Annotated in this window: 15 protein-coding genes and 1 riboswitch; of the genes, 11 read left to right on the forward strand and 4 right to left on the reverse strand. The window is 52.6% G+C overall.

Annotated elements, in window-relative coordinates:
• Window positions 1–2 precede the first annotated feature (2 nt).
• Entirely contained in the window at window positions 3–1,088 is a 1,086-nt protein-coding gene (locus ACGHM3_RS05615; protein WP_345421480.1) for a glycosyltransferase, read from the forward strand.
• Between the two features lie 42 nt (window positions 1,089–1,130).
• Here the strand turns inward: ACGHM3_RS05615 and ACGHM3_RS05620 are convergent, their stop codons facing one another.
• A complete protein-coding gene (locus ACGHM3_RS05620) occupies window positions 1,131–2,075 on the reverse strand; it encodes an ELM1/GtrOC1 family putative glycosyltransferase (protein ID WP_345421478.1) in 945 nt (314 codons plus the stop codon).
• Window positions 2,076–2,078: 3 nt separating this feature from the next.
• Window positions 2,079–2,747, reverse strand: coding sequence for a GMP/IMP nucleotidase (yrfG, locus tag ACGHM3_RS05625; protein WP_345421475.1), 669 nt, complete (start codon window positions 2,745–2,747; stop codon window positions 2,079–2,081).
• A gap of 127 nt (window positions 2,748–2,874) precedes the next feature.
• On the opposite strand from yrfG, the gene cysQ reads away from it, so the two are divergent.
• On the forward strand, window positions 2,875–3,699 hold the full coding sequence (cysQ, locus tag ACGHM3_RS05630; RefSeq protein ID WP_345421472.1) for a 3'(2'),5'-bisphosphate nucleotidase CysQ: 825 nt from the start codon (window positions 2,875–2,877) through the stop codon (window positions 3,697–3,699).
• On the opposite strand, the gene ACGHM3_RS05635 is transcribed toward cysQ, so the two are convergent.
• The gene (locus tag ACGHM3_RS05635) at window positions 3,696–4,580 is read right to left on the reverse strand and encodes a glycosyltransferase family 25 protein (RefSeq protein ID WP_345421469.1); all 885 of its coding nucleotides are present in this window, start codon (window positions 4,578–4,580) and stop codon (window positions 3,696–3,698) included. The two genes, cysQ and ACGHM3_RS05635, sit on opposite strands and share 4 nt — an antisense overlap.
• A 505-nt stretch (window positions 4,581–5,085) precedes the next feature.
• Between ACGHM3_RS05635 and ACGHM3_RS05640 the strand changes: the two genes are divergently transcribed.
• A complete protein-coding gene (locus tag ACGHM3_RS05640; protein WP_345421466.1) occupies window positions 5,086–5,295 on the forward strand; it encodes a hypothetical protein in 210 nt (69 codons plus the stop codon).
• Between the two features lie 277 nt (window positions 5,296–5,572).
• Window positions 5,573–5,791 carry a hypothetical protein gene (locus ACGHM3_RS05645; RefSeq protein ID WP_345421463.1) on the forward strand — a complete coding sequence of 73 codons (219 nt, stop codon included), beginning with the start codon at window positions 5,573–5,575 and terminating at the stop codon, window positions 5,789–5,791.
• Window positions 5,792–5,837: 46 nt separating this feature from the next.
• Here ACGHM3_RS05645 and ACGHM3_RS05650 read toward each other — a convergent pair whose 3' ends face one another.
• Window positions 5,838–6,554: a ComF family protein gene (locus ACGHM3_RS05650; protein WP_345421460.1), complete on the reverse strand. Its 717-nt coding sequence runs from the start codon at window positions 6,552–6,554 to the stop codon at window positions 5,838–5,840.
• A 106-nt stretch (window positions 6,555–6,660) separates the two neighbouring features.
• Here ACGHM3_RS05650 and bioB point away from each other — a divergent pair, with 106 nt between their 5' ends.
• The 7 genes from bioB to thiS all read left to right on the forward strand — a co-directional run bounded on the left by bioB (window position 6,661) and on the right by thiS (window position 14,860).
• On the forward strand, window positions 6,661–7,710 hold the full coding sequence (gene bioB, locus ACGHM3_RS05655) for a biotin synthase BioB (protein WP_345421457.1): 1,050 nt from the start codon (window positions 6,661–6,663) through the stop codon (window positions 7,708–7,710).
• Entirely contained in the window at window positions 7,710–8,903 is a 1,194-nt protein-coding gene (gene bioF, locus ACGHM3_RS05660; RefSeq protein WP_345421454.1) for an 8-amino-7-oxononanoate synthase, read from the forward strand. The genes bioB and bioF overlap by 1 nt, the downstream gene beginning before the upstream one ends.
• A complete protein-coding gene (gene bioC, locus ACGHM3_RS05665) occupies window positions 8,900–10,507 on the forward strand; it encodes a malonyl-ACP O-methyltransferase BioC (RefSeq protein WP_345421451.1) in 1,608 nt (535 codons plus the stop codon). Before bioF ends, bioC begins: the two co-directional genes overlap by 4 nt.
• Window positions 10,508–11,212, forward strand: coding sequence for a dethiobiotin synthase (gene bioD, locus ACGHM3_RS05670; RefSeq protein WP_345421448.1), 705 nt, complete (start codon window positions 10,508–10,510; stop codon window positions 11,210–11,212). It abuts the gene before it with no gap.
• A 104-nt stretch (window positions 11,213–11,316) separates the two neighbouring features.
• Window positions 11,317–11,454: riboswitch (TPP riboswitch) on the forward strand.
• A gap of 248 nt (window positions 11,455–11,702) precedes the next feature.
• A complete protein-coding gene (thiC, locus tag ACGHM3_RS05675) occupies window positions 11,703–13,541 on the forward strand; it encodes a phosphomethylpyrimidine synthase ThiC (RefSeq protein ID WP_345421445.1) in 1,839 nt (612 codons plus the stop codon).
• On the forward strand, window positions 13,519–14,676 hold the full coding sequence (gene thiO / locus ACGHM3_RS05680) for a glycine oxidase ThiO (protein ID WP_345421442.1): 1,158 nt from the start codon (window positions 13,519–13,521) through the stop codon (window positions 14,674–14,676). Before thiC ends, thiO begins: the two co-directional genes overlap by 23 nt.
• Window positions 14,657–14,860, forward strand: coding sequence for a sulfur carrier protein ThiS (thiS, locus tag ACGHM3_RS05685; RefSeq protein WP_345421438.1), 204 nt, complete (start codon window positions 14,657–14,659; stop codon window positions 14,858–14,860). Before thiO ends, thiS begins: the two co-directional genes overlap by 20 nt.
• The last annotated feature ends 3 nt before the right edge of the window (window positions 14,861–14,863 follow it).

A 14,863-nucleotide genomic window follows, 5' to 3' on the forward strand; every position in this document is an offset into this window, starting at 1 on the left:
CCGTGGCCAGTGATAACGGTTTTAAATCCGCAGATCCGCCGTTGAAGGTGTTGGCCTGGCCGATGGAAAAAAACATCGATGCCAACCCCTACAATCATATTTTGTATCAGGCCATGGCGGAGTTTGCTTACGTGGGGGAGTTCCATTCGCGCAAAATGCACTGGGCCGGCGAAAATATACTGCACGTGCATTGGCCTGATATGCTGTTGCGCGGCCGCCGCACCTGGCGTATTAAAATTCGCTTTCGCCGCCTAGCTAAAATGGTTGCCAAGTTAAAGCGAAATGGCGGAAAACTGGTTTGGACAGTGCACAATTTAAAACCGCACAATCCTACCCATCCTCAGTTGGCTGACCGCTTAATGGCTGAGTTTGTCAGTTGGGTGGACGGTTTTATTTTTCTAACCGACGAAAGCCGAGGCCAATTTTTAGCGGCGTTTCCGGCCGAGGCCGATAAACCCTATTGCGTTACGCCCCACGTACACTATCGACATTTTTATCAGCCCGGCCGGCCCACGGTAACCCGGCAATCGCTGTCGATTCCAAACGACGCAACCGTGTTGTTGATGTTTGGCAAGTTGCGCCATCACAAAGGGTTACAGCAATTACTGCAGGCCCACAAAGGCTGCGAGGCCAATGATGTTTATTTAGTGATTGCTGGTGAGCCCAGTGATAAAGTCGCAGCCCAGGCATTACTTGCCCAGGTGGCGGGCAACACGCATGTACGCGTGCAGTTGCAGCATATCGCACCGCAACAGGTGCCGGATTATTTCGCCTTGGCAGACGCGGTAGTGTTGCCCTACGTTAAAATTTTAAATTCCGGCACGGCGGTATTGGCGTTATCGTTTGGTTTGCCCATCATCGCGCCTGCCATGGGCAGCTTAACCGCACTGCGAGAGCAATTCGGTAAGCAGCAGGTGTTTTTGTATACGCAGGAATTCACTGTAGGGGCCTTGAAAACGGCCTTGCATTGGTTGGCTTCAGCGCCTGATTCCGAGCCTCACCGCTTGATTGAAACGCTCAGCCCAATGGAGCCCAGGGCGGTTGCGTTGGCCACAGCCAGCTTTTTTCAGAGTTTACTGGCCCAGTAAAAGCTTATTGGTTTAGTAATAGATCACTGGTGTAGTAAAAGGTCACAGGCCCAGCAAAGCTAGCAACTGAGCACCGACGGTTAAGTGGTGGTTGGCGGCGGCAGATCTCGGTGGAGCAGGGTTGTACTGGTCGCTTGCTATAACGCCTACCTCACCGGCATCCACCAAGCCCTGGGCTGCCTTGGCAATTTTATTGGCCGTGCCCGGCATAATCAGCGGTAGGTCAATTAGCCCAACCCCTGCTTGGGTGTTTAATGCCTCTGCCACCATGGATGCTGAATCCTTGGTGATCCAAATTTCTCCCACCTTGGTCAATTGCTCTGCTAGCCAGCCCGGTGGGCATTGATCGACGCTGATAAATTCAGCATCGTCGTGTTGTTGGCACCAGGTGTTAAGTGCATTGCTGGTGCTGTTGGGGGTGCGCCGGGAGTTGGAAATTAACCAGTGTTTGCCGGATTGGTGGGTAACGAGTTGGTTAACGGCTTCGAGTATTTGCGGTTCAGGCCAGGCGAAGTGTTTATTGGTTCCCCCCAGCAGAATTAATCCCAGGTTTGGGTTGGGATCGCTCAGCACCGTAGGTGCTAATGCGGTGGCAGACACTAGGCGATTACCTCCGGCTTGCAAGCCATCGTGTGCCGGCGTAATGACCGCATCAAACCAATTGCTGGGTAGGCTTGGGTTCATAATGACCACGGCCTTGGCACCATACACCCGTTTCATTGCGAGCAAGGCCAAGTGCGTGGCGTGGCCAGCACCGATAACGACATCCGGGACGCCGCTGACCGCATTAATGGTGTTTAATTCTGGCCAACGTCCGGTGATCAGTGCGCGCAATGTGTGCTTTAGGTTGCCCACAGGCACCGTTTGCGTTTGCACCGGGCGCTGATTAACCAAACCTTCAACCAAGGCTTGGCTTTGTTTCTCGTGCCCTGGTTTGCCATCCACAAGGCGCCACACAGTGAGCGTGGCAGAGCAAGCTTCAGCCATGGTTTAAGGCATGATTTCGTCAAAGTGATGGATGGCCGGAAATTCATCCACGGTGCGAGGTTTTTGGCTGTCGGGTTGATGAATACACAGCAGGTGGCGGATACCGAAGTCCTGGGCGGCCTTTAAAATGCGCACGGTATCGTCGATAAACAATGTTCGGTTGGGGTCAAAAGGCTCCACTTCGGCCAGGCGCTGCCAAAAGGTTTGGTGTTCTTTGGGGTGCTTAAACTGATGCGAGGACAGCACCACATCCAGCCACTGGTTAATTTCAGTGACTTCCAATTTCAATTTCAGAACTTCTTGGTGGGCGTTGGTTATGAGCACCAGCTTTTTATTATGTTGCCGCAGGGCGGTTAAAAACCCCTCAACGTAGGGCCGTATTTTAATTTTGTGCTGTACCTCACGCTTTAACTCACCCACATTGAGCTTCAACGCGGCTGACCAGAAATCTAAACAATACCAGTTGAGGGTTCCCTCGTGCTCATTAAAATAACGGCCCAGATGAGCATGGGCGTCTGCCAGTGGTATGGCGTTGGTTTGTGCATAGACGGCGGGCAAATGCTCCAGCCAAAAATAGTTATCAAAGTGCAAATCGAGGAGGGTGCCGTCCATGTCTAACAGCACGGTGTCGATTTCTTGCCAGTTCAGCAGAGGTTGGGCGGGGGCAGACATCTAGAGCGCAGACCGTTTAAGAAGTTTATTCACCAAAGAGCCGGTAGTATGCCTTCAATCGGAACCGGTTTGAAGCAAACCGTGGTATGGTAGGCGTCGGATTTCCACACATTTTAGAGGACGATACATGGACAAAGAGCTGTTATCACAGGTAGTGAGCATTTCCCGCGATGCAGGAGAGGCAATTTTAGAAGTATACAATCGCGCTGCGGGTTATGAGATTGACGCCAAAGCCGATGACTCTCCTGTCACCGAGGCCGATTTAGCAGCCCACGCAATTTTAAACCCGGCGTTAGCCAAGTTGTTGCCGGGCGTTCCTGTGTTGTCTGAAGAGTCTACTTTACCGCCGTTTTCTGAGCGTGGTCAGTGGAACAAGTACTGGATCATCGACCCACTGGATGGCACTAAAGAGTTCATCAAACGCAACGGCGAGTTTACCGTTAACGTTGCTCTAATTGAGAACGGCGAGCCGGTATTGGGCGTGGTATACGTACCCGTGCTGGACATTACCTACTCCGGCATCAAAGGCCAGGGCGCCTGGAAAATTGCGGACGGTGCAGAGTCTGAAATCAAAGTGCGCACCCTGGCCGAGCAGCAAGCCAGCGGTAACCCCATTGAGGTGGTTGCCAGCCGCAGCCACGGTGCTGAAGCCGTGGAAGCCATGTTGAACAAGCTGACCGACGCACTTGGCCCGGTTGAAACCAAAAATATGGGCAGTTCGTTGAAGCTGTGTTTGGTGGCCGAGGGTCAGGCGGATTTGTACCCGCGTTTGGCGCTGACCTCTGAATGGGATACCGCAGCAGCCCAAGCGGTGGTTGAAGCCGCCGGTGGTAAGGTGATGGATATCGACTTCAACGTACTGCGCTACAACACCAAAGAAGACATCCTAAACCCGTTCTTCTATGTGGTAGGCGATACCGAGTACGACTGGAAAGCCTTGCTCGGCAGTTAATGATTTTCTGCCCGGCTGTCCTGGCTGGGCATTGTTTCCCCTTCATTGCTCAACACATTACCCGCTTCTCCTTTGCCTCGCAGGCGCAGGCTTTTGCCTGGACATTTGTTCGGTAGGTCATTGGGGAACAGAGCCGCTTTGTGGGTGCGAAAGTACGCATGGCGTTTGCGGCTAAAGCTAAGCTTGGCAGGGTGGTGGCGGAGTTTTTGCCAAAGATTGGGTTTTTGGCAGCGATTACAGGGGGTTTTCTGGACGTTGGTAGGGCGCACACGTTCGTAGGCGATGTGTGGCTCCACGGCATGCTGCGCTACATCAAACAAAAAGAAATGATCTAGCACGTGGTCGATGGCCTCGTACATATCCCAGGCGTGGTCCAAAAATTTCTGCATACCCCGGCGATTAAACAGGTAGGCCTGAGTACCTAGTACACCTCGCTCGGGCCGGGTAAGTAAGCAACCGCTGGCCAGGGTTTTAACCACTTTTCGGCGCCGTAACTTCAGCGCCATTAGCCGCACCAGTTCCAGGTCTTCGGCCATTAGCTCGCGCACCACGGTGGCGAAATTGTCTTCAATTACAACGTCATCTTCTAATATACAGGCGAACTCGTAACCCTGTTCATAGGCTTGTTGCACGGCTCTGTAGTGCGATAGATAGCAGCCTATTTCGCTGACCGTCAGCTCCTGGCGGTGGCGAGTGAGCGCTCGGTCCAAGTTGTAGAACTCACGCCCCTGTAGTGCTGGCTTTTCTTGGCGGCCATCGACGCCGGCAAACCATTGGCAGGGTAGGCCCTGCTGCTGTATGTCTCGGAACAAGTTGCCGGCGGTTTCTACCTGCCGGTTTAGCGTAATAATGCTGCAAATTAGATGCGGTAGATCTGTCATGTGCGGTATGAGGTTGTTAGCGGCTCAATCGGCGCAAATACTACCATTGAATAGGCAAATTGAAAAAAAACGGTGGCTGCTGGGTGGGCTGGTTACGTCGCTGGGGCTAGTTTATGGCGAAACGCTATTGCCAGTGCGGGTTTGAGTTCGAATCAATCTTTAGATTTAACGGAAATTTGCGTGGCTTATTTGGGGCTATGCTAATCTTGCCGCTTTCATTAGGCCTGTAAGCTTCTGGCGTTATTCAGTGCTGCAATTGGCTTTGGCCAAGGCTGCGCCCGTGTGGAATGCGCAATAGTAGGTCGATAGGAAGCGATGCACGCCAGTAAAATTGGGCGTCCCTAAAAATCAGATCTGAGTCGCATTTTTACCACCTGCAGTGGGTGTATAAAGGTGCTACTTAACATCGAAATGAAGTCATTGAGCTGTTTCGGCTGCGGCTGGCATTGGCGCACCATTTTTGTATTCTCCGTTTATTCGTTGGCAATAATATGAGGCATCACAAATGAAAGAACCAAAACTCCCCGTCAATGTAGATCAACAATTGTCACAACTCACCCGCTATAAAGTGCAATCCGAGATCATCAGCCTGCAGCGTCAACTTGAGCGCATCAGCGTTGATACCAACACGGTTGATTTTGCTCTGCTGGAAACCTTTAAAGAAATGATCCATTCCCGCCGACAACTATTGTCGTCGCTACGTCCCTCCGTTTAGTTACAGCCGATGCCGGCCACGGCATTGAGTGCCAAAAAAGATCGTTTTCACGCTACCGGCGTTTGTTAGTCATCATTTGCGCTATTTTTAATATCGCTGTGTACTAATTCTTAGTTTTTCACGGATTTTGGGAGAAATTTTCAGGAAGAATCGAAAAGTACTGCTACATTTAAATGAGTTGGCCTGAAAGGCAACAGAAGATTTACAACTGTGTGTGAATGTCCGTTGATCGACGCTTGGTTAACATCTCATTAATCCTAGTATGGAGCCAATTGGTATGGGTGCTTCGAGTAACTTTGATCCTTCTTTCTGGTATGTGATTAACCACCGCTACAACCATCTTGTGTATCGCACAAAAGATCGGGCTAAGGCTAAGGCCTATGCGCTGTCGCGTAACAAAGCACATTTGGACGAAAGTGAATACGGTGTGATTTCCGGTTCGCAATTGATGGTGCGTGGTGTTGACGCTGCGCTGAGAAGCCCTTCCTTCGGCTAGGCTTGTACCTGCCCGTGGGCTAATTTTTCCACCGCGGGTAGTTTGGTCACTTATCGCTGGGTTTTGGTGTGCGGGCTAGAGTAAATACGTCCACCGTGTTAGCTCCAGCTTCTAACAACTGGCCCGCCAGTGTATTCACCGTGGCGCCGGTAGTGACCACATCATCGACTATTAAAATGTTGTGCCCGCCTAAATCCTGTGAGCAGACAAATGCCTGCTCCAGGTTCTGTTCGCGTTCTCGCTTGTTGAGCTGCTTTTGGTCCACGCCGGCCAGCCGCCTTTTAGCCGTAACAATCGGCAATGCCCATCTCTGCGCCAATACCCGGCTAATTTCGTAGGCCTGGTTGAACCCTCGTCGCCACTGTTTGCGCCAGTGCAATGGAACTGGTGTTATCGCCGTCCACGGTAGTTCGTCTGGCCACTGCTGGCTTAAATGGTCGGCCTCGGCATTAACCTCAGCCAGCCACCATTTGCGGATGGGCTGATGGTTATGTTCTTTATACTGGTTGATTAGATAATCGATAGGAGAGCGGTACTCGTAGCGCGCAAAGCTGCGGTTTACAGGTGGCGGCCGCTGGCTGCACTGGCCACATAAAGGCGCCGGTTGGGGCAGCGGTAGTGCGCAGCGCGGGCAGCATATGGAAAGCCTCGGCAATTCTGAGTTACAGGCCGTACACAGGGCGCTTCCAGGGCTTGGAGTAGTGCACAGAAGGCACCTACGTTGCTGTGCAACTAGGCGCTTAATCTCCTTAGTAACATCCATGTGTTTGCCTCAAATGGTCGACTTGTTAACCGCTTGGCATTGTTTGGTTGACAGCGGCTGGGCGGAGTTTACACTATCGTCAAAATACGAGACTGTGAGATCAAGCATGACCGCTGCAACAATCCGCCACGATTGGACCCGTGCCCAAGTATTAAACCTATTTCAACAGCCCTTTATGGACTTGTTGTTCCAGGCGCAAACCGTCCACAGAGCTAACTTTGACCCCAACCAAGTACAAGTCAGTACCTTGTGCTCCATCAAAACCGGCGCCTGCCCAGAAGACTGCGCCTATTGCCCGCAGTCCGCTCGTTACGATACCGGCTTAGAAAAGCAAAAGCTAATGAAGGTCGAGGCCGTTGTAAAAGAAGCCGAGGCTGCAAAAGCAGCCGGTGCCACTCGGTTCTGCATGGGTGCGGCTTGGCGCTCACCGAAAAACAAGGATATGCCCTACGTCACCGATATGGTGCGCCGGGTAAAATCCTTAGGTTTGGAAACCTGTATGACCTTGGGCATGCTTAAAGATGAGCAAGCTGAAGAGTTGGCCGACGCTGGTTTGGACTACTACAACCACAACCTGGATACCTCCAAAGAATACTACGGTGAAATCATCACCACTCGCACCTATGACGATCGCTTGCAAACCTTGGCGCGTGTGCGCGCCGCAGGCATGAAAGTATGCTCCGGCGGTATTGTTGGCATGGGCGAGGAAGAGACCGACCGCGCGGGTATGCTCCAACAGCTGGCCAATATGCCCGAGCACCCGGATTCCGTGCCCATTAATATGTTGGTAAAAGTGACCGGCACTCCGCTGGCGGAAAACGACGACATTGATCCCTTCGAGTTTATTCGCACCGTTGCTGTGGCTCGTATCATGATGCCGAAATCCTACGTGCGTTTATCCGCAGGGCGGGAAGAAATGAACGAGCAAATGCAGGCCCTGGCATTTTTTGCCGGAGCCAACTCGATTTTCTACGGTGAAAAATTACTGACCACCCCAAACCCTGCGGCCAACCAAGATATGATGTTGTTTGCCAAGCTAGGTATACAGCCCGAAACCCGCGAAGAGCATATGAGCGACGCGCAGCAAACCGCAGAGCTGGAGCAACAGCTCACCGAGCGAGCCAACGAGGAGCGTTTTTACAACGCCGCAGTTTAGTGATCGAGCAGCAGTTAGCGCAAGCGTTACAAGAGCGTCAACAAGCCGGCTTGATGCGCCAACGGCGGCAACTCGAAACTGCCCAGGGCGCGAGCATTAGCGTGGATGGCGAAACGCTTTTGGGTTTCGCCAGTAACGATTATTTGGGTCTCGCCAACCACTCCAGTGTGGTTGCAGCTTTTACCCAGGCGGCCAAACATTATGGCGTTGGCAGTGGCGCTTCGCACTTGGTAAATGGCCATAGCCGCGAACACCATCTGCTAGAAGAAGAAATTGCCGCCTTTACCGGTCGCGATCGCGCATTGCTTTTTTCCACCGGTTATATGGCTAACTTTGGCACCATCATGGCGTTGTTGGGCCAGGGTGATTTGGTGGTGGAAGATAAGCTCAATCACGCCTCGTTATTGGATGGTGGCTTAGCCTGCGGCGCAAAGTTTCGGCGCTACTTGCACAATGATGTTGCCAGTTTAGAAAAAACCTTGGCCTTGCCAGGTCAGCGTAAATTGGTGGTAACCGATGGCGTGTTCAGTATGGATGGCGACATCGCCCCGCTCAAAGAGGTGGTGCAATCCTGCCGTAAAAATAATGCCTGGTTGATGGTAGACGATGCCCATGGCATTGGTGTTTTAGGCGCTACCGGCGCCGGCAGTTTGCAGTACTTTGGTTTAAGTCAGCAAGATGTGCCCATTTTAATGGGCACCCTAGGTAAGGCCGCGGGCGGCTTTGGTGCGTTTATTGCCGGCAGTGACGTATTAATCGAAACGCTCACCCAATTCGCCCGCCCGTATATTTACACCACCGCAACACCACCGGCGGTGGCCGCGGCAAACCGCGCGGCCTTAGAAATTATCCAGCACGATAGCACTCGGCGCGAACATCTAGCCCAATTGATAGCCATGTTTAGGGCCGGCGCTGCCAGCCTAGGTGTGCAGCTAATGGATTCTTTTACAGCCATTCAACCGGTGCTATTGGGCAGTGCCCAGCGCACCCTAAGTGTTGCTGGCACACTGCAAAAACAAGGTATTTTGGTGGGCGCCATTCGCCCGCCCACCGTGCCCAATGGCAGTGCGCGTTTGCGCATTACTCTCACCGCTAACCACAGTGCCGAGCACATAGAACAGTTGCTTGTGGCTTTGGATTTTGCGTTAAAACTACACCCCGCAACTGATTTAGACAATCAAGGCACAGCGTGACTTCCGCAGTAAATTCCAATATACCCCCGTCGGTACTCCAGCCCGGTGCACCTGTGGCCCCGGGCTATTATTCCGCCTCACAACCTTTGGTAGATGAGCCTCTGGTGATGCTGCACGGCTGGGGTGGTGATTCCCGCGCTTGGCAAGATTTTGCTTACCAACTCAATCAGCATTTTCATTTGCATATTTTGGATTTGCCAGGCTTTGGAGGCAATCGACACGCGCCGGTAAACCACCAAAGTTTAATCGAGATGCTCCCCCAGCGCTGTTATTTATTGGGTTGGTCGCTGGGCGGAATGGTTGCTGTGCAGCTTGCCGCCGGTGCGCCGGATAAAATCGCCGGCGTTATTACCTTGGCGGCTAATGCCAAATTTGTCGCCAGCGATGATTGGCCGACGGCCATGGCCAAGGCCACCTTTGAGCAGTTTTACAGTGGCGCCAGCCGTTCGCTACAAACCACATTAAAACGATTTGCACCCTTGGTGGGTAACGACTTGGATAAAACCCAGTTGGCGCAATTACGCAGTGATCTGATGGCGGCGCAAAAAGCCTACCCGGATGCGGCCTATATGTCGGGCTTAAACTGGTTACAAACGCTGGATAATCGCGAATCCTTGGCGCAAATGGCCGTGCCTTCGTTGCATCTTTTGGGTGAGCACGATCAACTGGTACCCGCTACCGCGGCGCAGCCGCTGGCCAAATTATTAATAAAAGCACCGGTGGTAGGTGCGGTAGAATTAATCCAGTGCGGCCACGCGCTGCATTTGGCCGAGCCCCAGGCGGTGGAACAGAAAATTGTTCAATTTATTGGTGCCAATCAGCCCAATCGCGACAAACAAAAAGTGGCGGATTCCTTCAGCCGAGCTGCGCCAACCTACGACTCCGTGGCGCAATTACAGCGTAAAGTGGGGGCGCGCTTAAGCGGTTTATTTCGCCGTTCCATCGCTCGGCGCCAGGTTGATTCGGTGTTGGATTTAGGCTCTGGTACCGGGATCTACTCCAAGGCGCTGGCCGAGCTGTTGCCCGATGCCACGGTGGTTTCAACGGATTTTGCCCAAGGAATGCTGCAGTACGCCCGAAGCCAGCAACAGGGTGAATTATTTTGCGTGGGTGATGCCGAGCAATTGCCATTTGCCGATGACAGTTTTAGCGCGTTGTTTTCCAGTTTGATGGTGCAGTGGTGTGAAAATACCGCCACCGTGCTGGCCGAAATATACCGCGTCCTTAAACCTGGCGGCTGTGCGGTGATCGCCACTCTGGGGCCAGGCACTTTATACGAATTAAACCACGCCTGGGCGCAAGTGGATGACGACCAGCATGTTAATAAATTTACCTCGGCCAAAGTATGGTTGATGCAGGCGGCTCAGCTAGGCTACGCCCGCGTTGAATACAAGAAAGAACCCATCACCCAGTACTACGATAACGTGCGCGACCTAACGCATTCACTGAAAGCCTTGGGCGCGCGCAATGTGAATATCCGCAGTGCGGCCGGCCTGGGCGGGCGACAAAAAATTGCTGAGTTTACCCGGGCGTATGAAACGCAGCGCACTCAGCATGGTCTGCCGTTAAGTTATCAGGTTGATTATTTTATTTTGGAAAAGTAAATGGCGTTGCTGAAAAAAACTTATTTTGTCACCGGCACCGATACCGAGGTTGGTAAAACGTTTATCAGTTGCGCCATTTTGGCAAAAGCGGCGGAGCAAAAATTGGTTACCGGGGCATTAAAGCCTGTGGCTGCCGGCTGTCAGTTCGTCGATGGCGAGCTGCACAACGAAGATGCCATAGCTTTGCAGGCTCACTGCAATTTGCCGCTGCCGTACCAAACCATTAACCCAGTGGCGCTTAAAGAAGCCATTGCGCCGCACATTGCTGCCCAGCGTGAAGGCAAGCAACTGCAGGTGTCTCGCCTGGAAGGGTTCGCCCGTGGCGCCATGATGACGCCCGCCGACTTGTGGTTGGTTGAGGGCGCCGGCGGCTGGCTGGTGCCACTTAATCCGCGCGAGACCTTGGCGGATTTGGCTGTGGCCCTGGACACACCGGTGATTGTGGTGGTTGCCGTTCGCTTGGGGTGTATTAACCATGCGCTGCTTACCGTTGCTGCCATTCGTGCCCGCGGCTTAGCCGTGGCCGGCTGGGTAGCTAACTGCCCAGGTGAAAACGACCTGCAGCACAGCGCCAACCCGGCGCTATTGGAAAATATCGCCACGCTCAAATCACTGATGGGCGCGCCTTTACTGGGGCAGGTGCCGCAGTGCGATACGCCGGTCCAGGCCGCTCAATACTTGGATCTGGTGCCTCTTTGGCACTAAATAAACCAGTCCGCATGTTCCTCCTTGCCAGCTGTTTGGTTCACAAACTTTTCAATTGTTGTTGTAAATTAAAAAACCTTTGGTTAGACTTTTGCTCATTCGTAAGCGTCTTGTCGGGGTGCTTTTGTGTTTTAACCGGTTAATTTTAATTTCGGTTAAAACTCAGAGGCTGAGATGAAGTAGTCAAACCCGTCGCACCTGAACAGGTTAATTCCTGCGTAGGGAACAAGTGTTTAAGCTCGCGAGTGTGTTAAAAGCGTAATTTGATTTTGCTTGGCCCACGGGCCTTCATCTCAGCAGTTTTCTGTTGGTAGAACCGGGAGCGGCTTAGTTTTTTAAGGCCGATTAATCTCCAGGCTCTCTGTCATCAGGCTCTTGGGTCCTCAGGCTCCTAGTTCTCAGGCTCTTTGGGGGGGCCGCGCTAACACACTTACCGCCTTTCGCTTGGCCTCGGCATGTCGCATGTGTATCACTCTACCGGAGTTCACTCATGCCAAACAATGCCGAAACTGCCCTCGCTTCACCGTCTGTTCTTGCCAGCGCCGGGCCGCTGGAAAATTCCAAAAAAATCTTTGTAACTGCGCCGAATTCTGATGTGCAAGTCGCCATGCGCGAGGTGCACCTAGATCCCACGCGCTTGCCAAATGGCGATGTAGAGCAAAATCCGCCGGTGAAGATTTACGATACCTCCGGCCCCTACACCGATCCCACCGTTACTGTAGACGTGCGCCAAGGCCTGCCGTTGCATCGCAGTCAGTGGATTGCCCAGCGCAACGATACCGAGCAACTGGCCGAATTTAGCTCGCAGTACACACGCTTGCGAGGTGCCGATATCAGCATTGAAAACTGGCGCTTTCCCAATCCACCTAAGCCCAAGCGTGCCTTGCCCGGTAAAAATGTAACCCAGATGCACTACGCCCGGGCCGGTATCATTACGCCAGAAATGGAATACATTGCCGTGCGCGAAAACCTAGGCCGAGCCGAATTAACCGACGCCCAGGGCAAACCCGTGCAGTTGATTACCCCAGAGTTTGTGCGCGACGAAGTGGCTCTCGGCCGCGCGGTGATTCCGGCCAATATCAATCACCCAGAGTCTGAGCCCATGATTATTGGCCGTAATTTCTTGGTAAAAATAAACGCCAATATTGGTAACAGCGCGGTGTCTTCCTCGGTGGAGGAGGAGGTGGATAAATTGGTGTGGGCCACTCGCTGGGGCGGCGATACCGTAATGGATTTATCCACGGGTAATAATATCCACGAAACCCGAGAGTGGATTGTGCGTAATTCTCCGGTGCCCATCGGCACCGTGCCTATTTACCAAGCCTTGGAAAAAGTCGGCGGCATAGCCGAAGACTTAACCTGGGAAATTTTCCGCGATACGTTAATCGAACAAGCCGAACAAGGTGTGGATTATTTCACTATTCATGCCGGCGTGCTGTTGCGCTACGTGCCTATGACGGCCAAACGCGTCACCGGCATTGTGTCGCGCGGGGGCTCGATTATGGCGAAATGGTGTTTGGCCCACCACCAAGAGAATTTTCTCTACACCCACTTTGCCGACATCTGCGAGATTCTAAAACAATACGATGTCACCATCTCGTTGGGTGATGGCCTACGGCCTGGCTCCATAGCCGACGCCAACGACGAGGCCCAGTTCTCTGAATTAAAAACCCTGGGTGAATTAACCAAGATCGCTTGGCAGCACGATGTGCAGGTTATTATTGAAGGTCCTGGGCATGTGCCCATGCACAAAATTCAAGAAAACATGACTGAGCAATTAAAGCACTGCCATGAAGCGCCGTTTTATACTCTGGGGCCGTTAATTACCGATATATCGCCTGGTTATGATCACTTTTCTTCCGGGATTGGCGCCGCCATGATTGCTTGGTATGGCTGTGCCATGCTGTGTTACGTCACACCCAAAGAGCATTTAGGGTTACCCAACCGAGACGACGTGAAAGAGGGCATCATTGCTTACAGAATCGCTGCCCATGCAGCGGATTTAGCCAAGGGCCACCCTGCCGCGCAAATCCGCGATGATGCTCTATCCAAGGCGCGCTTCGAGTTTCGTTGGCAAGATCAATTTAATCTAAGCCTAGATCCAGACCGCGCTCGGGAATTCCACGACGAGACCCTACCCAAGCAGTCCGCTAAAGTTGCACATTTTTGCTCCATGTGTGGGCCGAAATTCTGCTCCATGAAAATCAGCCAAGAAGTGCGTGACTTGGCTAACCGGTCCAGCGCCGATGTGCAAACCCAGGAGGTCAGCGAAGGTATGGCGGAAATGTCGCGGGAGTTTAAGGCCAGTGGCAGCAAGCTATACCGATAATAATCGAATGCAAAATCGCACTCGGGTTGCTGTGGTGGGTGCTGGTATTACCGGTAGGCTTTGTGCTTGGCGATTGTTGCTGGCCGGCCACCAAGTAACGGTGTTTGATAAAGACAGCGTTGAAGCCGGCAGTGCAGCCTCCCATGTGGCGGCGGGAATGCTAGCACCTTACAGCGAGTTGGAATCCAGCGAAGAACTTATTTTTTTGCTGGGTTGTAATGCCATGGGACTATGGCAAGCCTGGACAGAACAACTGCAAATCTCTAATGCCTATCAACGCGTGGGCACAATGGTGGTTGCCCATGCCAGTGATCAGGCCGAGCTTTTTCAATTTAAACGACAACTGGGATTCAAATCGCGCAGTCAACAAGAGCACGCAGCAGGTGATGATTACTGCGAGCTGGATGCCCAAAGTCTGGCCTGCCTGCAGCCGGAATTGTCCGGCCGATTTTCCCAGGCAATCAATCTGCCTAATGAGTCCTATGTTAATCCGCCGCAGGTGTTGTCGGCCTTGGCTTCCGCCATTAAGCATCTCGGTGGGCAGTGGCAGGACAAAACCCCCGTTATTGAACTGGGGCCAGGCTGGGTGCAAACCGAGCAGAAAACAATGAGTTTCGATACGGTAATCGATTGCCGGGGCATGGGTGCTAATTCTTCTGCTATGCCGCTGCGAGGCGTGCGTGGCGAGATTATCGAAGTGCACGCGCCGGAGGTTAACCTAACCACCATGGTGCGGTTAATGCACCCTCGCTATCGCTTGTATTTAGTGCCGCGGCCAAATCATCACTACGTGCTGGGGGCGACGCAAATCGAAACCGAAGATTACAGCCCAGCCAGTGTGCAGTCGGCATTGGAGTTGCTGTCCGCGCTCTACACCATCCATCCAGGGTTTGCCGAGGCCAGGATTACCGCACTGCGCACTAATTGCAGGCCGGCCATGACGGACAATTTACCACGCATTTATTATCAGGCAGGTCTCATCGAAATTAACGGTTTGTTCCGCCATGGCTATTTATTGGCGCCGCTGTTGGCTGGGGCTTTGGTGAATTATTTGCAAGCCTGGGGCCAAAGTAATGACCGGAAAATGTTTAATTTAATCCATCTTTTAAATACCTATGATTACCATCCTTGTTAACGGCAAACCCGAGCAAATACCAGCGCCTGAAAATTTACAGAATTTTTTGCAGGCATGGTCAGGCTTACCCGAGCACTATGCCATCGCTGTAAATCAACAGTTTGTGGCCAAAGAAAACTATCCGCAGCAGGCTATTACCGCCGGCGATGCGATTGAAATATTGGTGGCTATGCAGGGAGGATGATAG

Source organism: Halioxenophilus aromaticivorans (genome assembly GCF_042850945.1).
Classification (GTDB): domain Bacteria; phylum Pseudomonadota; class Gammaproteobacteria; order Pseudomonadales; family Cellvibrionaceae; genus Halioxenophilus; species Halioxenophilus aromaticivorans.